Annotated in this window: 17 protein-coding genes and 1 pseudogene; 13 read left to right on the forward strand and 5 right to left on the reverse strand. The window is 64.5% G+C overall.

All coding sequences use genetic code 11. The features are described 5' to 3' along the window. Positions 1-18 precede the first annotated feature (18 nt). The 5 genes from R6258_RS10620 (at position 19) to R6258_RS10640 (ending at position 7,206) form a co-directional block, all read left to right on the forward strand. Complete coding sequence (locus tag R6258_RS10620) at positions 19-1,290, forward strand: DUF945 family protein (RefSeq protein WP_318450007.1); 1,272 nt, start codon at positions 19-21, stop codon at positions 1,288-1,290. A gap of 78 nt (positions 1,291-1,368) precedes the next feature. Then, positions 1,369-3,792, forward strand: a complete 2,424-nt coding sequence (gene lon, locus R6258_RS10625) for an endopeptidase La (protein ID WP_318450009.1) — start codon at positions 1,369-1,371, stop codon at positions 3,790-3,792. Positions 3,793-3,897: 105 nt separating this feature from the next. Then, positions 3,898-4,902 carry a thiamine ABC transporter substrate binding subunit gene (thiB, locus tag R6258_RS10630; RefSeq protein ID WP_318450010.1) on the forward strand — a complete coding sequence of 335 codons (1,005 nt, stop codon included), beginning with the start codon at positions 3,898-3,900 and terminating at the stop codon, positions 4,900-4,902. Continuing rightward, entirely contained in the window at positions 4,878-6,566 is a 1,689-nt protein-coding gene (gene thiP, locus R6258_RS10635; protein ID WP_318450011.1) for a thiamine/thiamine pyrophosphate ABC transporter permease, read from the forward strand. The genes thiB and thiP overlap by 25 nt, the downstream gene beginning before the upstream one ends. After that, entirely contained in the window at positions 6,559-7,206 is a 648-nt protein-coding gene (locus R6258_RS10640; protein ID WP_318450012.1) for an ATP-binding cassette domain-containing protein, read from the forward strand. Before thiP ends, R6258_RS10640 begins: the two co-directional genes overlap by 8 nt. A gap of 107 nt (positions 7,207-7,313) precedes the next feature. Here R6258_RS10640 and R6258_RS10645 read toward each other — a convergent pair whose 3' ends face one another. Then, positions 7,314-7,712: a hypothetical protein gene (locus tag R6258_RS10645; protein ID WP_318450015.1), complete on the reverse strand. Its 399-nt coding sequence runs from the start codon at positions 7,710-7,712 to the stop codon at positions 7,314-7,316. 308 nt (positions 7,713-8,020) lie between these two features. Here R6258_RS10645 and ilvD point away from each other — a divergent pair, with 308 nt between their 5' ends. Then, positions 8,021-9,865 carry a dihydroxy-acid dehydratase gene (gene ilvD, locus R6258_RS10650; RefSeq protein WP_318450422.1) on the forward strand — a complete coding sequence of 615 codons (1,845 nt, stop codon included), beginning with the start codon at positions 8,021-8,023 and terminating at the stop codon, positions 9,863-9,865. On the opposite strand, the pseudogene R6258_RS18885 reads toward ilvD, so the two are convergent. Further along, positions 9,795-9,950 (reverse strand): annotated as a pseudogene (locus tag R6258_RS18885) (hypothetical protein); the annotation flags it as partial. The gene ilvD and the pseudogene R6258_RS18885 sit on opposite strands and share 71 nt — an antisense overlap. A 360-nt stretch (positions 9,951-10,310) precedes the next feature. Here R6258_RS18885 and R6258_RS10655 point away from each other — a divergent pair. Further along, positions 10,311-11,387, forward strand: a complete 1,077-nt coding sequence (locus R6258_RS10655; protein WP_318450018.1) for an oxidoreductase — start codon at positions 10,311-10,313, stop codon at positions 11,385-11,387. Positions 11,388-11,674: 287 nt separating this feature from the next. Then, positions 11,675-12,001 (forward strand): hypothetical protein, encoded by a 327-nt coding sequence (locus tag R6258_RS10660; protein WP_318450020.1) that lies wholly within the window; start codon positions 11,675-11,677, stop codon positions 11,999-12,001. 231 nt (positions 12,002-12,232) lie between these two features. On the opposite strand, the gene R6258_RS10665 is transcribed toward R6258_RS10660, so the two are convergent. Further along, complete coding sequence (locus tag R6258_RS10665) at positions 12,233-12,613, reverse strand: hypothetical protein (protein WP_318450023.1); 381 nt, start codon at positions 12,611-12,613, stop codon at positions 12,233-12,235. A 229-nt stretch (positions 12,614-12,842) separates the two neighbouring features. Further along, the gene (gene nudE, locus R6258_RS10670) at positions 12,843-13,421 is read right to left on the reverse strand and encodes an ADP compounds hydrolase NudE (RefSeq protein ID WP_318450025.1); all 579 of its coding nucleotides are present in this window, start codon (positions 13,419-13,421) and stop codon (positions 12,843-12,845) included. 70 nt (positions 13,422-13,491) lie between these two features. Between nudE and yrfG the strand changes: the two genes are divergently transcribed. From yrfG to msrB, 5 genes are all read left to right on the forward strand, one after another. Continuing rightward, entirely contained in the window at positions 13,492-14,145 is a 654-nt protein-coding gene (gene yrfG, locus R6258_RS10675; RefSeq protein WP_318450028.1) for a GMP/IMP nucleotidase, read from the forward strand. A 17-nt stretch (positions 14,146-14,162) separates the two neighbouring features. After that, entirely contained in the window at positions 14,163-14,558 is a 396-nt protein-coding gene (locus R6258_RS10680; protein WP_318450030.1) for an RNA-binding S4 domain-containing protein, read from the forward strand. A 54-nt stretch (positions 14,559-14,612) separates the two neighbouring features. Then, positions 14,613-15,488: an Hsp33 family molecular chaperone HslO gene (gene hslO, locus R6258_RS10685; protein WP_318450033.1), complete on the forward strand. Its 876-nt coding sequence runs from the start codon at positions 14,613-14,615 to the stop codon at positions 15,486-15,488. A 158-nt stretch (positions 15,489-15,646) separates the two neighbouring features. Beyond that, complete coding sequence (locus R6258_RS10690) at positions 15,647-17,227, forward strand: phosphoenolpyruvate carboxykinase (RefSeq protein WP_318450035.1); 1,581 nt, start codon at positions 15,647-15,649, stop codon at positions 17,225-17,227. Between the two features lie 140 nt (positions 17,228-17,367). Continuing rightward, positions 17,368-17,880 carry a peptide-methionine (R)-S-oxide reductase MsrB gene (gene msrB, locus R6258_RS10695; RefSeq protein WP_318450037.1) on the forward strand — a complete coding sequence of 171 codons (513 nt, stop codon included), beginning with the start codon at positions 17,368-17,370 and terminating at the stop codon, positions 17,878-17,880. Here the strand turns inward: msrB and R6258_RS10700 are convergent. Beyond that, positions 17,877-19,517 carry a methyl-accepting chemotaxis protein gene (locus tag R6258_RS10700; RefSeq protein WP_412176373.1) on the reverse strand — a complete coding sequence of 547 codons (1,641 nt, stop codon included), beginning with the start codon at positions 19,515-19,517 and terminating at the stop codon, positions 17,877-17,879. The genes msrB and R6258_RS10700 overlap by 4 nt on opposite strands. Positions 19,518-19,746 lie beyond the last annotated feature (229 nt).

The raw sequence follows: 19,746 nt of genomic DNA on the forward strand, positions 1-19,746 counted from the left end.
GTCGTGAAGGAGACTCGCATGCGCAAGAGATGGCTGGCGGTGGCGCTGGTGCTGGTTGTCGGCGTGGCGGGCTACCTGGGCGCCCAGGCCTATTCGAGTCACGTCTTCGAGCGCGAGCTGGCGCGCGCGGTGGCCGAGGCCAACGCTGATGGCCGCTTCCGGGTCGAGCGTGACGTCGGCGAGCGCGGCTGGTTTCATTCCCAAGGCCGTATTGCGCTGAGTCCGGCCGGCGAGGGCGGCGATTGGCGGCTCGTGCTGCCCTTTGATGCGCGCCATGGCCTCCTGCATACGCGTCTCGGCGGCGCGCTGCAAATACGCCTGGCGAGCGACGCGGGCGAGCCCCGGGCGCTGTTCGGCGATGTGCTGGCCAGCGCCGAACCGCGCTGGACCGCAACGCTGGACCATTTCGAGCGCCATGGCGAGGCGCATGTCACGCTCGCCGACTTCGAACTGGCGACGCCGGGCGGTCGGCTCGCCTTCACCGGTGCCGAGCTCGACCTCAGCGGACGCCTCGGCGACCTGCGCCTTACCGGCCAGGTCGCCCCGCTGCGACTCACTCAGGGCGATCGGCAACTGATCGCGGGGCCGCTGTTCATCGACAGCCGCTATCGGTTCGACGCCCACGGCGATTACTACCATCAGCGCAACGAGCTGATCCTCGACTCGCTGGAGTACCGCGACCCGCGTCGCGCGCCGCTGACCCTGGACACACTGCGCTACATCGACGAGACCCGCCTCGAACAGGACTTGCAGGTGGCCATGAGCCTGTCGCTGCAGCAGGCCAGAGCCGCCGGCCAGCCGCTGCTGGCCGGCAATCTCGAGCTTGTCCTGGAGCGCCTCGATGGCGAGGCGGTGCGTGAACTGATCGGCGAGCTGCAAGCGCTGCTGGAAAAGCACGGCGACGCTATCGCCAGCCTCGACGTCGCCGAACGCCGGGCGTTGCTGGCGCGCCTCGAGCCGGCGATCCTCGCCACACTTGCCGAGTCGCCGCGGCTCACCCTCGAGACCCTGAATCTATCGAGCGCGATGTTCGGGGTCGACATGCGCGGCCACGGCGAGCTGACGTTCGACGGCACCGACAGCCAGGCGCTGGAGATTGCCGACCTGGCGCAGGCGGCTACCCGCGATCCCTGGCGGGAGCGTCTCGATGGGCGGCTCAACGCCTACGACGTACCGCCGCTGCTGTTGATGCAGCTCGGCCTGCCGCTGGATACCCGCCAACTGACGCTGAGCGTGACTGACGGCGAGCTGCGCCTCAACGGTCGGGAACTACCCGAATTGCCTTTATAAGCTTGAACTTCGTCTGCGTTGCCCGCATTGCATGCAGCATGACGGCCAATCATGGCCCGGCGGACACTAAGGTGAACGATGAGCGAATTCGATCAGGATCCCGATCACAACGCAGCGGACATTCTCGGCGACACCTCCGAGCAGCAGCAGGCGCAGGGCCACCACGGCGCCGTGGTGCCGACCAGCGAATACCTCCCCGAGCGCATCTACTTATTGCCGATCCACAACCGGCCGTTCTTCCCGGCGCAGGTCCAGCCGCTGGTGATCCAGCGTCAGCGCTGGCAGGAGACCATGCAGCGAGTCGCCAATACCAACCACCATGCGGTGGGCGTGGCTTATGTCGGCGACGCCGGTGGCGGCGAGCTCGCGCACGACGATTTCCCGGAGATCGGCACTGCGGTCAAGGTCCACAAGATTCAGGGCGAGGATCAGCAGATCCAGTTCATCGCACAGGGCATGCGGCGCTTTCGCATCGTGCGCTGGCTGTCGAAGAAGCCGCCTTACCTGGTCGAGGTCAGCTATCCCAAGGAGCCGATCGACGCCGAGGACGAGGAGGCGCGCGCCTACGCCATGGCGATGATCAACGGCATCAAGGAACTGCTGCCGATCAACCCGCTGTACGGCGAGGAGCTCAAGCATTATCTCAACCGTTTCAGTCCCCACGAGCCGGGGCCGCTGACCGACTTCGCCGCGGCGATCACTTCCGCCAAGGGCGGCGAACTGCAGGAGATCCTCGAGACCCTGCCGATCATGGCGCGCATGCAGAAGGTGCTGCCGCTGCTGCGCAAGGAGATCGAGGTCGCCCAGTTGCAGAGCGAGATCAGCGAGCAGGTCAACGCGCAGATGCAGGAGCGTCAGCGCGAGTTCTTCCTGCGCGAGCAGCTCAAGGTGATCCAGAAGGAACTGGGCATCTCCAAGGACGACCGCGAGAACGACGTCGATACCTTCCGCGCCCGGCTGGAGAATCTCGAGGTCCCCGAGCGGGTCATGTCGCGCATCGACGACGAGCTCGACAAGCTCTCGGTACTCGAGACCGGCTCGCCGGAGTACGGCACCACGCGCAACTATCTCGATTGGCTGACCGCGCTGCCGTGGGGCGTCACCTCCGACGACCAGCTCGACCTCAAGCATGCCCGTCAGGTTCTCGATCGCGACCACGACGGCCTCAACGACGTCAAGGAACGCATCGTCGAGTTTCTCGCCGAGGGCACGTTCAAGGGCGACGTGGGCGGCTCGATACTGATGCTGGTCGGCCCGCCGGGGGTCGGCAAGACTTCGGTGGGACGTTCGATCGCCGATGCGCTGGGCCGCAAGTTCTACCGCTTCTCGGTCGGGGGCATGCGCGACGAGGCCGAGATCAAGGGCCACCGGCGCACCTACATCGGCGCCATGCCCGGCAAGCTGGTGCAGGCGCTCAAGGAGGTCGAGGTCGAGAACCCGGTGATCATGCTCGACGAGATCGACAAGATGGGCCAGTCGTTCCAGGGCGACCCGGCCTCGGCGCTGCTCGAGGTGCTCGATCCCGAGCAGAACGTCGATTTTCTCGATCACTACCTCGACGTGCGCCTGGATCTGTCCAAGGTGCTGTTCGTGTGCACCGCCAACCAGCTCGACACCATTCCGCCGGCGCTGCTCGACCGCATGGAACAATTGCGGCTGTCCGGGTATATCGCCGAGGAGAAGGTGGCGATCGCCAAGAACCATCTTTGGCCGCGGCTGCTCGAGCGCGACAAGATCCCCAAGAAACGCATCAACCTGACCGACGCGGCGTTGCGTCAGGTGATCGAGGGTTACGCCCGCGAGGCGGGGGTGCGCCAACTCGAGAAGCAGCTGCATCGCATCGTGCGCAAGGCGGCGGTCAAGCTGCTGGAAGGCGACCAGCAGAGCGTCAAGGTATCGGTCAACAATCTCGAGGAGTACCTGGGCGCGCCGATCTTCCGCAAGGAGCAGGTGCTCAAGGGCGTGGGCGTGGTCACCGGCCTGGCATGGACGGCGATGGGCGGCGCCACGTTGCCCATCGAGGCGAGCAAGGTGCATGCCTTGACGCGCGGCATCAAGCTCACCGGCAAGCTAGGCGAGGTGATGCAGGAATCGGCCAACATTGCCTATAGCTATGCGCTGGGCCACCTGGGCGAGTACGGCGCCGATCCGGACTTCTTCAACGAGGCGTTCGTGCACATGCACGTCCCCGAAGGCGCCACGCCCAAGGACGGCCCCTCGGCCGGGGTGACCATGACCACCGCGCTGCTCTCGCTGGCCAGGAACGAGAGCATCGACCGCGCGCTGGCGATGACCGGCGAACTGACCCTGACCGGCCAGGTGCTGCCGGTGGGCGGGATCCGCGAGAAGATCATCGCCGCCCGGCGCAGCGACATCTTCGAGGCGATCCTGCCCGAGGCCAACCGCCGCGACTACGACGAATTGCCCGATTTTCTCAAGGAGGGCATGACGGTGCACTTCGCCAAGCATTACCGGGACGTCGCGAAAGTGGTTTTCGATTGAAGGCCCGATCATGGGCAACGAGCTAGTATAATGCTGCCCCCGAAGCTCGAAGCAGCTCTCGAGGGCTCACCGAAGCTCGAAGCCCATGACGATTAGGAAACCGCTATGTCTCAACAGGCGATCGTCGGCGGCCTGGCGCTGATGGCACTGCTCGGCAGTGCCGCGGCCCAGGCTGAGGACACGCTCACCGTCTATACCTATGACGCCTTCGTCTCCGAGTGGGGCGCGGGTCCCAAGGTCAAGGAGGCCTTCGAGGCGCAGTGCGATTGCCGCTTGCGCTTCGTCGCCCTCGACGGTGCCGTCGGCATCCTTCAGCGGCTGCGCCTGGAAGGCGAGGACAGCGCCGCCGACGTGGTGCTGGGGCTGGACATGAACCTGATGGCCAGCGCCCGCGAGACGGGATTGCTGGTGCCACACGGCATCGACCTGGCGCCGGTGTCGCTGCCCGTCGAATGGCGCGACGACACCTTCGTGCCGTTCGACTGGGCGCCGTTCGCCTTCGTCTACGACACCCAGGCGCTTGCCGACCCACCGACGAGCTTCGAGCAGCTGATCGCCGCTCCCGACGACCTCAAGGTGATCATCGAGGACCCGCGCACCAGCACCCCGGGGCTGGGCCTGCTGCTGTGGATCAAGCACGCCTACGGCGAGCGCGCCGACGAGATATGGGAGGGCTTGCAGCCGCACATCCTGACCGTCACCCGCGGCTGGAGCGAGGCCTACTTCTCGCTGTTCATGAACGGCGAGGCGCCGATGGTGCTGTCCTACGCCACGTCGCCGGTCTATCACATGGCGGTCGAAAACACCGACCGCTACCGGGCGGTGGCGTTCGACGAGGGCCATTACCTGCAGGTGGAGGTCGCGGCGATGACCCGCCATAGCGAGCATCCCGGGCTGGCCCGCGAATTTCTCGAGTTCGTGCTCGGTGAGCAGTTCCAGCGCCAGCTGCCGCTGACCAACGTGATGTATCCGGCGGTGGATATCGGTGATGCGCTGCCTGCGGCGTTCGATGAGTTGATCGATCCCGAGGTGTACAGCTTCCCGCCGCAGACCGTGGCGCGTGAACGCCGCGCCTGGATCGACGAGTGGCTGCGCGCCAGCACCCGTTAGTGCGGAGCAGCGCGCACAAACTCGATGTACCGCTGTGGTTGGGCGCACTCGCCTGGCTGGCAGTGGTCGGCATGGGGCTGGCCAGCCTGGCGGCGCTGCTCTCGCGGGTCACGCTGGGCGATGTCGCCGCGCTGTGGCGCGACCCCTATCTGATGGGCGTGGTGCGCTTCACGCTTACCCAGGCCATGCTGTCGACGCTGATGAGCGTCGCCCTGGCGCTACCGGTGGCAATTGCCCTGGCGCGCCGCCCGCGCTTCCCCGGTCGGCGGCTGTTGGTGCGCACCATGGAACTCTCGCTGGTGATACCCACGCTGATCGCGCTGTTCGGACTGGTGGCGGTGCACGGCCGCCAGGGCTGGGCGGCGCCGCTGTGGCAGGCGCTGACCGGCGGGAGCGCTGGCTATCTCTATGGCTTGTCGGGGATCGTGCTGGCCCACGTATTCTACAACCTGCCGCTCAGCGCGCGGCTGCTGCTCCAGGCGCTCGAGCGTCAACCCGAGGCCAACTGGCGACTGGCCGCCCAGCTCGGCCTGACCCGGCGGGCGATCTGGCGGGCGCTGGAGTGGCCGGTGATCCGGCGGGTGCTGCCGCGCCTGGCGGCACTGGTGTTCACGCTGTGTTTCACCAGCTTCGCCATCGTCATGACACTGGGCGGTGGGCCGCGGGCGACCACGCTCGAGGTCGCGCTCTACCAGGCGCTCAAGTTCGAGGGCGATCTGGCCCAGGCGGCCTTGCTGGCACTGGTCCAGTTGACCATCTGCCTGTCGCTGTGGGCGCTGGCGCTGCGTCATGGCGGCGCCACGCAGCTCATCGCCGCCAGTGCGCGACGCATGCCGCTTGGACGCTGGTGGCGGCGCGATGCGCTGGGCATCACGCGCTACCTGGATGCGTTGTGGCTGGCGGGGCTGGCGCTGTTGCTGCTGCCGCCGTTGGTGGCGGTGGTCGTCGCCGGGCTGGGCGGCTTGCCGGACTTGGTCTCGAGTGGCTCCTCGCTATGGCCGGCGACCGCGCTGAGTCTAAGCATGGCCACGGGAGCCGGCGTCGGCGCGCTGCTGGTGGCACTGACGCTGCTGGCGGGCAGCGCCCAACTGCATCGCCGGGAGCGTAGTGGGGCGGCTGCGCTGATGGAGGGTGGTGGCCAGCTGATTCTGGTGATACCCGCGCTGGTGCTGGGCACCGGGCTGTTCCTGTTGCTGCGGCCGAGCCTGGGAGGCGGCTGGCAGGGTTATGCACTGGTGGTGCTGGTGAATGCCTGCATGGCGCTGCCGTTCGCCATGCAGGTGCTCAGGGGCGCTTTGTTCGATGCGCCGGTGGCCCAGCGCCGGCTGGCCGACCAGTTGGGCATCCATGGTATCGCGCGCTGGCGCTGGCTGGTGTGGCCGAGGTTGCGGCGCCCGCTGGGGTTGGCGCTGGCCTATGCGATGACGCTGTCGCTGGGCGACTTCAGCGTGATCGCGCTGTTCGGCAGCCCCAGCCGGCCGACCCTGCCGATGCTGCTCTATCAGCAACTGGGCGGCTATCGCTGGCAGGGCGCCGCCGCCACGGCGCTGGTGTTGCTGGTGGTGGTGGTGGCGGTATTTGCGCTGCTCGAGCGATTGTCCCGCCGCTTGCCGCGTTATCGCCAATCCCGTTACTGGCCGACCGGAGCCCGACGTCATGCTTGAGTGTCGCGAGTTGAGTTTCCATTACCGACGCGCCGATCCCGGCGAGACGCCGGATTTCTGCTTCGACCTGGCTCTCGCGCCCGGTGAGTGCCTGGCGGTGCAGGGCCCCTCGGGGGGCGGCAAGAGCACGCTGTTGAGTCTGATCGCCGGTTTTCTCGACCCTTCGTCGGGCTGGTTGAGCTGGCAAGGCGATGCCTGGCACGACCTGCCCCCCTGGCAGCGTCCGCTGACCACGGTCTTCCAGGAGCACAATCTGTTCGAGCACCTGCCGGTGTGGGCCAACGTGGGGCTCGGCCTGGCGCCCGATCTCAAGCTCGATGCCGCCGCACACCGGCGCATTCGCGACGGGCTCGAAGGCGTGGGCCTCGGGGGCCTGCACGATCGACTACCCGATGCGCTGTCGGGCGGCCAGCGTCAACGCGTGGCGTTATTGCGCGCGCTGCTGCGCGAACAGCCGCTGCTGTTGCTCGACGAACCGTTCAGTGGTCTGGATAGCGACAACCGGCAGCATCTATGGAGGCTGGTACGCGAACAGCAACGACGCGGGGTGGCGGTCCTGCTGGTCAGCCACGACAGCGAGGATATCCGCGCGTTGGCCGATCGGCGCCTTTCCCTGATCGAGGGACGGTTGACGACATAGGTCGCGCTCAAAATGGACGGAAGCAGTTGGACGGGAGTAGGTGGACAAGGCCGGTAGTGAAGTGTGTAGCCGACCGAGCGGCCCCGAGGCCGCTCGGAACGGGTTGATTATTCGCTGCTGCCGCCACCGGTCGTGCCGCCGCCGGCTGAACCGCTGCCGCTGCCGCTATCGCTACCACTGTCACCGTTCCCGCCACTGTCGGTGCCGGCATCGGTGCCGGTGCCGCTTTGGCTGGAGCCCGAGCCGCTGCCGGCGCTCGTTCCCTCACTAGAGTCGCTTTCGCTGCCTTCGCCAAGGCTTTCTTCTTGCGGACATTGGCCACTGTCATCCTGAGCCGTCTCCGCGCACTCCTGGGACATGCTGCCGCTCCCCGACCCGCTCATGCCCTCCCCGGAGGCGCCGGTGGATTCGCTGGCGAGTGCGCTCCCTGCGGTCAGCAGTCCCGTCAACAGTAAAGACGATGCAAAGACGTGCAGCTTGGTCGTTTTCTTGGTTGCAGATTCCATGAACAACTCCTTGATCGTAGAAATCTTGCCAGGTGGGACGAGTCGTCGGGCACTGATGGCCCTTCGACTGACGCTGTTTCCGTCGCGTCATTTTTCACAATAGTGCCACTCCACAACGCGCGCCATGACAATCTGCGGCGTCGCTCTAGGGGCCGGCCCGCTGGTCTCGGCTGGGGAGACATGACAGAATCGTCAGCCCACCTGGACACAACTGCAGACCATCCAGCCCCGCCCTGGCGGGGCTCGCCGGGCCGCTGTCAGCGATTGACCGGCTACGGTAGAAGATGGCTAGCCAAGACGAGGATCGCATGCCCGAGTATCGCTCACGTACCACGACCGCTGGCCGTAACATGGCCGGTGCCCGCGCCCTGTGGCGTGCCACCGGGATGAACGACGAAGACTTCCACAAGCCGATCGTAGCCGTCGCCAACTCCTTCACCCAGTTCGTGCCCGGTCACGTCCATCTCAAGGATATGGGCCAACTGGTGGCCCGCGAAATCGAGAAGGCCGGCGGGGTGGCCAAGGAGTTCAATACCATCGCCGTCGACGACGGCATCGCCATGGGTCACGACGGCATGCTCTATTCGCTGCCGAGCCGCGACATCATCGCCGACAGCGTCGAGTACATGGTCAATGCCCACTGCGCCGATGCGCTGGTGTGCATCTCCAACTGCGACAAGATCACTCCGGGGATGCTGATGGCGGCGATGCGCCTCAACATTCCCACGATCTTCGTCTCCGGCGGCCCGATGGAGGCCGGCAAGACCAAGCTGCTCGATCACGGCCTCGATTTGATCGATGCCATGGTCTCGGCCGCCGACGACAAGTACAGCGACGAGGAGATCGCCGAGATCGAGCGCAGCGCCTGCCCGACCTGCGGCAGCTGTTCGGGAATGTTCACCGCCAATTCGATGAACTGCCTGGCCGAGGCGCTGGGCCTGGCACTACCCGGCAACGGCACCGCGCTGGCGACCCACAGCGACCGCCGTCGCCTGTTCGAGCAGGCCGGGTGGCGCATCGTCGAACTGGCCAAGCGCTACTACGAGAATGATGAGGCGCACCTGCTGCCGCGGGCGATCGGCTCCAAGGACGCCTTCAAGAATGCCATGACCCTGGATATCGCCATGGGCGGCTCGACCAACACCATCCTGCATCTGCTGGCGGCGGCCCAGGAGGCCGAGATCGACTTCACCATGGCCGACATCGACCGGCTGTCACGTGAGGTGCCACAGTTGTGCAAGCTGGCGCCCAACACCCAGCAGTATCATATCGAGGACTGCCATCGCGCCGGCGGCATCATGGGCATACTCGGCGAGCTCGATCGCGCCGGGGTACTCAATACCGCGGTGCCCACGGTCTACGGCGATAGCCTGGCCGAGGCGCTGGACACCTGGGACATCATGCGCAACCCGACGCCCGAGGTGGTCGAGTTCTTCAAGGCCGGGCCCGGCGGTGTGCGCACCCAGCAGGCGTTCTCGCAGTCGGCACGCTGGCCGAGCCTCGACGGCGATCGCGCCACGGGCTGCATCCGCGATCTCGCCCACGCCTTCTCCCGCGAGGGCGGACTGGCGGTGCTCTACGGCAACATCGCCGAGAATGGCTGCGTGGTGAAGACCGCCGGCGTCGACGAGTCGGTGCTGGTCTTCGAAGGTCCGGCGCACGTGGTCGAGTCCCAGGACCAGGCAGTCGAGCATGTGCTCGAAGGCCGGGTCAAGGCGGGCGAGGTGGTGGTCATACGCTACGAGGGGCCGAAGGGCGGGCCGGGCATGCAGGAGATGCTCTATCCCACCTCCTATCTCAAGTCCAAGGGGCTGGGCAAAGCCTGCGCACTGCTGACCGATGGGCGCTTTTCGGGCGGCACCTCGGGACTGTCGATCGGTCACGTCTCGCCCGAGGCGGCGGCGGGCGGGGCGATCGGCCTGGTCGAGAACGGCGATCTGATCCGCATCGACATTCCCCGGCGAACCATCGACGTGCAATTGAGCGACGCCGAGTTGGCGCGCCGCCGCGAAGCGATGGAAGCGCGCGGGCGCGAGGCCTGGAAGCCGGTCATTCAGCGCGTACGCAAGGTATCCGCGGCGCTCAAGGCCTATGCCTTGCTGGCGACTTCGGCCGACCGCGGCGCAGTGCGCGATCTCTCCAAGCTCGATTGAGCTGAGCGGACCGCTTCGCGGCTTGCAAAGTAAGACCCGCGGCGCAGGCCGCGGGTCCTGGAATTCCGACACAAGCATGTCGCGCTGATTCGTCACATTACTATCGCTGATCGTCGCTGCGCTTTGTATCCTGGCTAACCACAACGACAGCTATCACGCGGCCTGGCGGGCGTCTTCGGTAGCCTCATCCTCGAGCGCTTCGAGCTGGCATTCGATGACATACCATACGTTCAGCAATTCCAGACTTTCTTCGCAACAACACATCGTCGCTATCTCCCGGTCGAGTGGATAAAACTTGCACCGCTCACTTACAGTGGGCAGTAATGAGTATGGCTGCTTAGACCAAGGTCGACATGACGTTTCTTTGAACGTTTTTCGATAGCCAACGTAGTCTTTTGCATAAGCCCGCAGGGCACGATGGCCTGTATTGGACAAGGAGGAATCAATGAGGGAGTCGTTCAACGTCGGACTGGTGGGCTACGGCTTTGCCAGCCAGACATTCCATGTGCCGCTGATTCGTGCCACCCCCGGGCTCGAACTGGTGGCGGTGTCGTCGAGCGATGCCGCCAAGGTGCATGCCGATCTGCCGGACGTCGCAGTGGAGGCCAGCCCGCAGGCGTTGTTTGCGCGCAGCGATATCGACCTGGTGGTCATCCCCACGCCCAACGAGACGCACTACCCGCTGGCCAAGGCGGCGCTCGCCGCCGGCAAGAATGTGGTGGTCGACAAACCCTTCACCATAACCTTAAGCGAGGGGCGCCAGCTCAAGAACCAGGCCGAGAACGCCGGCAAATTGCTGTCGGTTTTCCACAACCGGCGCTGGGACAGCGATTTCATGACGGTGCGCGACCTGCTCAAGGAGCGCACGCTGGGGCGCGTGGTGCACTTCGAATCGCACTTTGATCGCTTTCGACCCGAAGTTCGTCAACGCTGGCGCGAGCAGGCCAAGCCGGGGGCGGGGATCTGGTACGACCTGGGGCCGCATCTGCTCGATCAGGCGCGCGCCTTGTTCGGCATGCCCCAGGCGATCCTGCTCGATCTCGTCCAGCGCCGCGATGGCGCTCAGGTGGACGACGATTTCCATGCCCTGCTCGACTACGGCAATTGTCGCGTCATTCTGCATGCGGCGACGCTGGTGGCATCCGAGTCGCCGCGTTTCGCGATTCACGGGACGGCCGGCAGTTACGTCAAGTACGGCCTCGACCCGCAGGAGGATCGCCTTAAAGCCGGCGAGACACCGGCACCGCAGTGGGGCGAGGATCCGCGCAACGGCACCCTGACCCTGCGTGACGGGGACGGGGAAGACGCGCCGCTGGTCAGCCGCGAGCAGCCGACCCGCCCCGGCGACTACCTGGCCTATTACGCCGGGATCCGCGATGCATTACGCGGTCAGGGCAGCAATCCGGTGCCACTCGACGAGGCGCTGGCGGTCATGCAGCTTATCGAGGCAGGGCTGGACAGTTCGCGACAGCAACGCTGGGTGCGCATCAAGGAGGGCGGCCTCAACAAGCTGCGTGGATAGCAGCGGCTCGGTCTAGTTCGAAGCTATCAAGAACCCCGGCATATGCCGGGGTTCTTTGCGTTTGGACCCTTTTTTCGAATCACGCCAGGGCGGTAGGACCAATCCAGCGGGAATATAGTTAGCGTGCAATCGTTGTTGCTAACTAAAAGTTAGCTTGCTATCATGTTTTCCATCGATGAGGCGCCACGAACGCCGAGTCCGATGGCCAACCGATCCGTTTGTCGTCATGCCGAAAGCGGCGCAATCCGATCACTTGGTCACGTGTCTTTCAAAAGGAGATGAGCAACATGAAAAGCGTAAATAGCCTGTCACTGACTTCCCTGCTGCTGGCTTCATCACTGGCCTTTTCCGGCGCCGCGCTTGCCCAGTCGGGCAGCCTGGTACTCGATCACGGTCTGGATCATGGCCATCAGGTTCCGCCGGCCTATCCGGCCCAGGATGTCCGCAACACGGCCATTAACCTGGATAGCCAGTCGACGGTCGTCGAGCGCGGCGTGAGCCTGGTGCCTGACGGCGGTATCGATGCCAAGCAGCATCGCACAGGTGAGGCCGTGCGTGTGGACACGCGTACCGCCTACAACACCAGCCCGCTGGTGCGCGATAGCGGCGTATAAACGAGCAAGTGCCGCATTGGCATCAATCGCCTAGCGCTTGGTGGAGCAGAATGAAAAAACCTCGGCCACTGCCGAGGTTTTTTCATGGGGGAGAAGGGATTCAAGGACGATTGGAAACGATGTGGTCGTCTTCGCCGTCGACGCCCTTGTCGTCGACCAGCGCTCGCTGCGCGCCCACGAAAAACCCCGGCCGGAGCCGGGGTCTTGGATACACCGTAGAGCTTTAGAAAATTACGGCGCTTCTTCGTCGATCCTGTCTTCTTTGGTATCGACGCCATCGTCTTCGACGAGTTCCTCGTCGTTATAGGTCGTCTGGTCGCCTTCCTGCGCGCCGGAATCACTGTCGCGCGCCTTGAGGGCATCGACGCCGTCATCGTTAGCTACTTCGCTTTCCTGGGTTGCGGTGCTGTTCGTGCTGCCATCGACGGAAGACGAGTTGGTCTGCTCGGCGGGCTTTTTCGGTGGCACATTGTGCCCTTCGACGCCCGCTTCGACGCCACTATCCGGTGCGACTTCCGAGGTTTCCTGAGCCACGGCGGTGCCCGAAAGGGCCAGCAGCGAAGCCAGCAGAGCAGAGCTAAGGGTCAGTGAGAGTCCTTTCATATTCATCATGGTCATACCTCCTTGCATGGTCATTTTCCTGTCCTGCGGATGAAGCGTCGCTAATTCAACCTCCGATCATTGCACGACAGCTTGGTGTCCTCATTGCACCTATACAGAAGCTAGACACTGAAAGGTCTTCTGTAAAGGAATGGGCGTGGAACAAAAGCCGTTCCTGCTTGTTACTTCGCGGTTTAAGTATCAGCAGGCTAGTCAAACAATGATGACATTTCAACGGCGGTTACCACCAAGGCTCGCTCTGGCGTTCGCTACGCAGCTTCTCGCGGGCGATGAACAGGGCGGCGATGGCCCGGGCCTCATGGAAATCCTCGCGGGCGAGCAGGGCGGGCAATGCATCGAGGGCGTGGGTTTCCACTACCAAGGGCTCGGGTTCGTCGCCGGGTAGGCGCTTTTCGTACAGATCGGTGGCGAGCATTACCTGCATGCGATGATTCATATAGTTGGGCGCCAGCGACAGTTCGACCAGCGGCTCGATGCGTCGCGCGCCCACGCCGCATTCCTCCATGAGCTCGCGGTTGGCGGCGGTGATGATGTCCTCGCCGGGATCGACCAGACCCTTGGGCAGGGTCAGGGCATAGTCGTCGAAACCGGCGGCATACTCGTGAATAAGCAGCACATGGTCGGGGTCGGGCATGGCGACGATCATCACCGCACCGCTGCCGCTGCCCTTGAGGCGCTCGAAGGTCCGTTCGGCGCCGTTGGAAAAGCGCAGTTCGAGGCTTTCTATGGTGAACAGGCGACTGCGTGCGATCTCCTCGCGGCCGAGGACCTGGGGTTTGTGGAGCGATATTGGCGGCATGGCGGGCGTATCCGTACAATGGAACTGATCGTGTGCGTCTCTTTTACCACTGCCTCGGAGCCCCTGGCCAATGCTTGATTGGCGCGATATCGACACCGTTCTGCTGGATATGGACGGGACGTTGCTGGACCTGCACTTCGACAGTCATTTCTGGCTCGAGCATCTACCACGGCGTTACGTCGAACTTCATCATCTCGACGAGGCGACCCAGGACACCCTGCGCGAGCGCATCATCCGCGAGCAGGGCACGCTGAACTGGTACAGCCTGGCTTATTGGCGCCAGGAACTGGGCGTGGATATCGTGGCGCTCAAGCGCGAAGTGCAACATCTGATCGGGCTGCGCAGCGACGCGCTGGATTTTCTGACCTGGCTCAGGCAGCAGCATCCGCGGGTCGTGCTGGCGACCAACGCCGACCGTGAGAGTCTGGCGCTCAAGTTGCCGCTGACCGGTCTCGAGCAGTACCTGGACGCGATCGTGTCGTCGGCCGATGTCGGTGTACCCAAGGAACATCAGGAGTTCTGGTTCGCGCTGCAGGAAATAGAGCCGTTCGATCCGCAGCGTACGCTGTTCATCGACGACAACCCGGCGGTGCTGGAAAGCGCCCGCGAGTTCGGGATCCGCCATTTGCTGGGCATCAAGCAGCCCGATAGCCAGCGGCCCGAGCGCGAACTCGAGGAATTTATCGTCTTGGATCGCTTCGCGACCTTGTTACCTACCGCCTGAGTCGCCATTTACCCACTATGCAACAGGTACGTATCGACAAGTGGCTGTGGGCGGCGCGCTTCTTCAAGACGCGCGGCTTGGCCAAGAAAGCCATCGAAGGCGGCAAGGTCCAGTACAACGGTACCCGGGTGAAGACCAGCAAGATGGTCGAGCCGGGGGCGTTGATCAAGGTGCCGCAGGGCTGGGATTACTGGGAAGTCGAAGTACTGGCCGTCAGTGACCAGCGCCGCGGCGCCACCGAGGCCCGCGAACTCTACCGCGAGACCGCCGACAGCCTGGCGCGCCGTGAGCGCGAGGCCGAGAATCGTCGGCTCGCCAATCAGGCGATGCGCGCGCCGCCCGGGCGCCCCGACAAGCGTGAGCGGCGCAACATCCAGCGTTTCCAGCGCCAGCGCCCCGGCGAAGACGACTAGTCCGCCGTCCTCTTTCATTTCTCCGTTCCCGACCCCGAGTTACGACGACAGCCGATGACCGACCAGATCCAGCGTTTCCTTTTCGATGACACCAATGTGCGCGGCGAGATCGCCAGCCTCGAGCGGTCCTACGCCGAAGTGCTCGAGCGCCATGCCTACCCCCCGGCGGTGACGCGCCACTTGGGTGAAATGCTCGCCGCCGTGGCGTTGCTCACCGAGACCGTCAAGCTCGATGGCACGCTGAGCATCGAGGTTCGCGGCGAAGGCGCCCTGAGCCTGCTGATGGCCGAATCGAACCCCGGCGGTGAACTGCGTGCGATCGCCCGTCTCGACGAAGACGCGCCGTTGCCGGACGACGATGCCGACTTCCACGCGCTGGTCGGCGAGGGGCGTATCGTGATCACCCTCGATCCGCGCGAGGGCAATCGCTATCAGGGCATCGTGGCGATCGAGGAGCCTTCGCTGGCCGGCTGCCTCGAGGCGTACTTCGCGCGCTCCGAACAGCTCGCCACGCGCCTGTGGCTGTCGGCCGACGGTCAACGTGCGGCGGGGCTGCTGCTGCAGCAACTGCCCGACGATCAAAGCAACCGCGATCCGGACGCCTGGGAGCGCACCGTGCATCTGGCCGGCACCGTCAAGCAGGAGGAACTGCTGCACCTTGGTCAGCGAGAACTGCTGCACCGGCTGTATCACGAAGAGACCGTGCGGGTGTTCGATCCCAAGCCGTTGCGTTTTGCCTGCAGTTGTTCGCGCGAGCGTATCGCCCAGGCGCTCCTCAACCTGGGCGCCGAGGAGTTGCGCGGGATTCTCGAGGAGCAGCAGGCCATCGATACCCAGTGCCATTTCTGCCACACCCGCTATCATTTTTCGGCGGCGGAAATCGAGTCACTGATCGAATCGCCGGACGCCGGCGCGCCGACCGTTCATTGAAGGCGACCGTCGCTGCGTGACGGACGGGGGCTTTTTGCCATACTGTTTCAGTCTGTGTACCGATTCGACCCTAGAGGCGGTAAACGCCCACGACGGTATCCAGCGAAGCACTTTGGCTAACGAGAGAGAACCGGCCCCCGGCCCAGGACCCATTACCCATGACAATCAACCAAGCTGCGCCCCAGGCGTCCAAGGAACAGCGTGCCAGAAATCACCTCAACTTGAGCGCCGCCGAGCTCATCGAGCGTGCCATCGCCCGCGGCGAAGGGCGGCTGGCCGACAACGGTGCGCTGGTCGTCGATACCGGGGCGCGCACCGGGCGCTCCCCGAGCGACCGCTTCATCGTCGACGAGCCCTCCACCGCCGAGCTGATCGACTGGGGCAAGGTCAACCAGCCGTTCGACGCCGAGCGTTTCGATGCGCTTTGGGAGCGCGTCGAGGACTACCTGGCGGAAGGCGAGAATTACACCGCCGAGTTGCACGTCGGGGCCGACCCCGAGCACTACCTGCCGATTCGCGTGACCACCGAGACTGCCTGGCACTGCCTGTTCGCCCGTACCCTGTTCGTGCGCCCCGAGGCGTTCAACCCCAAGGGCAAGAACGAATGGACGATCCTCAACGCGCCACACTTCACCTGTGAGCCGGAGCGCGATGGTACCAACTCCGAAGGTGCGGTGATCCTCAACTTCGCCCGGCGCCGGGTGCTGATCGCCGGGATGCGCTATGCCGGCGAGATGAAGAAGGCGATGTTCTCGGTGCAGAACTTCCTGTTGCCCGAGAAGGACGTACTGCCCATGCATTGCAGCGCCAATGTCGGCGAGGACGGCGAGACGACGCTGTTCTTCGGTCTCTCGGGGACCGGCAAGACCACGCTGTCCGCCGACCCCGCGCGCTACCTGATCGGCGACGACGAGCATGGCTGGGGCGAGGGCACGGTGTTCAACATCGAGGGCGGTTGCTACGCCAAGTGCATCGACTTGTCCGAGCGCAACGAGCCGCTCATCTGGCAGGCGATTCGCTTCGGCACGGTGCTCGAGAACGTGGTGCTCGACGAGTGCCGCCATCCCGACTATGCCGACGACAGCCTGACCCAGAACTCGCGCGCCGCCTATCCGCTCGAACACATCGAGAAGCGGGTCGCCGCCAATCGCGCCGGCGAGCCCAACGCGATCATCTTTCTCACCTGCGACATGAGCGGCGTGCTGCCGCCGGTATCGATCCTCTCCAAGGAAGCGGCGGCCTATCATTTCCTGTCGGGCTATACCGCCAAGGTCGGTTCCACCGAGATGGGCTCGTCGGCCGGCCTCGAGGCGACCTTTTCGACTTGCTTCGGCGCGCCGTTCTTCCCGCGTCCGGCGCGCGAGTACGCGGACCTGCTGATCAAGCGCCTCGAAGGCTTCGGCTCGCGGGTCTATCTGGTCAACACCGGCTGGACCGGCGGTAGCCACGGTCGGGGCGGAAGCCGCTTCAGCATTCCCACCACGCGGGCGGTGATCGGCGCGATCCAGTCCGGCGCGCTCAAGGATGCCGAAACCCGCACGCTCGAAGGGCTCAACCTGGCGGTGCCGGCCAGCGTGCCGGGGGTCGATCCGCAGCTGCTCGATCCGCGCCAGACCTGGGACGACAAGGCCGCCTACGACGCCCAGCGCCGGGAGCTGGTGGCCAAGTTCGTCGACAACTTCCAGAAGTTCTCGGGAGTCGGGGCGGCGATCGTCGCGGCGGGGCCGACGCTCGACTGAGAATTGCCGGCTGAACCGCGCCTTCGCCGCGCGGTCGATAACAGGGAGCGCCACGGCGCTCCCTGTTTGCGTCTCAGGTGCATCCAACGGCGTCGCTGAGGCGTATGTCAGAGGACGCTGACCAACGTGGAGATCCGATCATGCAGAGACGTCACTTTCTGGGGCTGTTGGGAGCCGGCGGTCTGGCCGGGCTGTTGCCGGGGCTGGCGCTGGCGCGTCCGCAACTGGAGCTCAAGCGGGCGGCGGACATCGAGCCGCTCGAGCTGAGCGAGGCGCAGTGGCGGGAGCGGCTCACCGAGGAGCAGTTCGAGGTGTTGCGCAAGGCGGGCACCGAAGCGGCCGGCTCGAGCTCGCTCAACGACGAAAAGCGCCCCGGTGTTTACCATTGCGCGGGCTGCGATCTGGCGTTGTTCGACAGCGAGACCAAGTTCGAATCGGGTACCGGTTGGCCGAGTTTCTACGATCATATCGAGGGCCACCTGCTGAGCGAGCGCGACTTCGTGCTGCTGATCCCGCGGACCGAGTATCACTGTGCACGTTGCGGTGGGCACCAGGGCCATGTCTTCGAAGACGGCCCCGAGCCCACCGGATTACGCTGGTGCAATAACGGCGTGGCGCTGCGCTTCGAACCACGTCAGGGCGGGGCAGCCTAGAAGGCTGCCCACTCGTCGGCCTCGGCGCTCAGCGCGGCTTTCGATGGCGGCTTGCCGGCCGGCTTGGCGCCACGCTGAGTCGGGCGCTGCGCGATGCCGGCGATCTGCCGGGTGCTCGGCGGCGCCTCGGCAGTGGCGCTGAGCTTGAAGCTGGCGATCAGGGCATTGAGGCGCTCGGCCTGTTCGCGCATTTCGCCGGCCGCGGCACCGAACTGCTCGACCATCGCGGCGTTGTGCTGGGTCATGTTGTCGAGATCGGTGACCGCGACGTTGACCTGGCTGATGCCCAGGCTCTGCTCCTTGGTGCCGGCGCTGATCTCGCCGATCACGTCGGTGACCTGCTCGACGCTCTTGACGATGTCCTGCATGGTCTTGCCGGTGCTCTTGACTAGGCTGGCGCCCGATTGGGTGCGCTCGACCGAGGTGTCGATCAGCGTGCGGATGCTCTTCGAGGCGTCACTGGAACGGCTGGCCAGGGTGCGCACTTCCTGGGCGACGACGGCGAAGCCGCGGCCGTGCTCGCCGGCCCGCGCCGCCTCGACCGAGGCGTTGAGCGCCAGGATGTTGGTCTGAAAGGCGATGCCATCGATCAGCGAGATTATTTCGCTGATCTGGGCGGCCGAGGCGCTGATCTCTTCCATGGTGCGCTCGACCTGCTGCATCGCTTGCTCACCCTGACGGGCGATCTCGACCGTCGACTGGGCCAGCTTGTTGGCCTGCTGCGAAGCGTCCGAAGTGTTGCCCACGGTCGAGGCGATCTGCTCCATCGAGGCCGAGGTTTCCTGCAGGTTGGAAGCCGCCTGCTCGGTGCGCGAGGCCAGGTCCTGACTGCCATTGGAGATTTCGCTCGCCGCGGTGTTCACGCCCAGGGTACTGGTGCGTACCGAGATCAAGGTCTGGTCAATGCGACCGATGAAGGCATTGAACTGACGGGCCAGGTCGCCGATCTCGTCGCGACGGCTCGATTCGATGCGCGCGGTCAGGTCGCCGTCGCCTTCGGTGATCTCTTGGATGCGCGACGTCACGCGACGGATAGCGCGGGACATCAACTGGGGACCGACCAGAGCGATCACCATCGCAGCAATGAACACGGCCAGGGAGAATAAGCCGATTGCCCAGGTCTGGGTTTTGATCTGGGACAACGTGGCCGTCTGGAGTTCGCCGATTTTGGCGTCAGCCGCTTCGCCGGCCAAGTTATAGGTTGCGCGAAGAACCCCGAAGGCTTTCAGCGATTCTCCATCGAGCAGTGTTGCGGCGGCGGCAATGTCCCCCGAAGCGTGAAGCTCGAAGACTCGTCCCGATTTCTGCAGCCAATCAGCGTAGAGATTATCGAAGGCGTTCAGCTTGATGACGATGTCCGGGTAATCGGCCACGAGCGCCATGAACTGATGCATACGATCCACGGCTTGTTGGGCGTTTTCCTGGTAATCGGCGTGGATGGCTTGGGCGTGTTCGCTCCCGGGTTTCGCACGCAGAATTTCCAGTTCGGCGACACGGGCCTGGTAAAGGTCGCGGTCGGCATTGAGCACTTCCGAAACGGCCTTGTTAAATGTGGTACTGAATTCGGTCATGCGCCCTTTGACGGACTCGACCAGCAGGAAGTCGGCGACCACGACGACGAGTAGCGATAGTGCCACTGCAATGAATGCAATAGCGTATTTGACGCTGATTTTATGTATTTTTTTGAGCATGATAATGACCTCTGGAAATGCGATTTCCTAGTGGCGAGGTTGCATAAAGTTTAAGTGGCTAATTCAACTTTATGTGCATATCTATTGATTACATCGGCACTTCGCGCTTTCTCTTAAAGTCGATGTGATCGCTAAAACAGTTGGCGTATTTCGGAATCTCCCCTGTTCAAGCGCA

This window comes from Halomonas sp. HP20-15 (genome assembly GCF_033446685.1).
Classification (GTDB): Bacteria; Pseudomonadota; Gammaproteobacteria; order Pseudomonadales; family Halomonadaceae; genus Modicisalibacter.

Bases quoted from the DNA above. Each gene is read 5' to 3' on its own strand.
- hslO (WP_318450033.1), top strand. From the start codon at position 14,613: ATGACCGACCAGATCCAGCGTTTCCTTTTCGATGACACCAATGTGCGC.
- R6258_RS10655 (WP_318450018.1), top strand. From the start codon at position 10,311: ATGAGGGAGTCGTTCAACGTCGGACTGGTGGGCTACGGCTTTGCCAGC.
- ilvD (WP_318450422.1), top strand. From the start codon at position 8,021: ATGCCCGAGTATCGCTCACGTACCACGACCGCTGGCCGTAACATGGCC.
- R6258_RS10690 (WP_318450035.1), top strand. From the start codon at position 15,647: ATGACAATCAACCAAGCTGCGCCCCAGGCGTCCAAGGAACAGCGTGCC.
- yrfG (WP_318450028.1), top strand. From the start codon at position 13,492: ATGCTTGATTGGCGCGATATCGACACCGTTCTGCTGGATATGGACGGG.
- R6258_RS10645 (WP_318450015.1), bottom strand. From the start codon at position 7,712: ATGGAATCTGCAACCAAGAAAACGACCAAGCTGCACGTCTTTGCATCG.
- lon (WP_318450009.1), top strand. From the start codon at position 1,369: ATGAGCGAATTCGATCAGGATCCCGATCACAACGCAGCGGACATTCTC.
- R6258_RS10680 (WP_318450030.1), top strand. From the start codon at position 14,163: ATGCAACAGGTACGTATCGACAAGTGGCTGTGGGCGGCGCGCTTCTTC.
- thiB (WP_318450010.1), top strand. From the start codon at position 3,898: ATGTCTCAACAGGCGATCGTCGGCGGCCTGGCGCTGATGGCACTGCTC.
- nudE (WP_318450025.1), bottom strand. From the start codon at position 13,421: ATGCCGCCAATATCGCTCCACAAACCCCAGGTCCTCGGCCGCGAGGAG.
- R6258_RS10660 (WP_318450020.1), top strand. From the start codon at position 11,675: ATGAAAAGCGTAAATAGCCTGTCACTGACTTCCCTGCTGCTGGCTTCA.
- R6258_RS10640 (WP_318450012.1), top strand. From the start codon at position 6,559: ATGCTTGAGTGTCGCGAGTTGAGTTTCCATTACCGACGCGCCGATCCC.
- R6258_RS10665 (WP_318450023.1), bottom strand. From the start codon at position 12,613: ATGATGAATATGAAAGGACTCTCACTGACCCTTAGCTCTGCTCTGCTG.
- msrB (WP_318450037.1), top strand. From the start codon at position 17,368: ATGCAGAGACGTCACTTTCTGGGGCTGTTGGGAGCCGGCGGTCTGGCC.
- R6258_RS10620 (WP_318450007.1), top strand. From the start codon at position 19: ATGCGCAAGAGATGGCTGGCGGTGGCGCTGGTGCTGGTTGTCGGCGTG.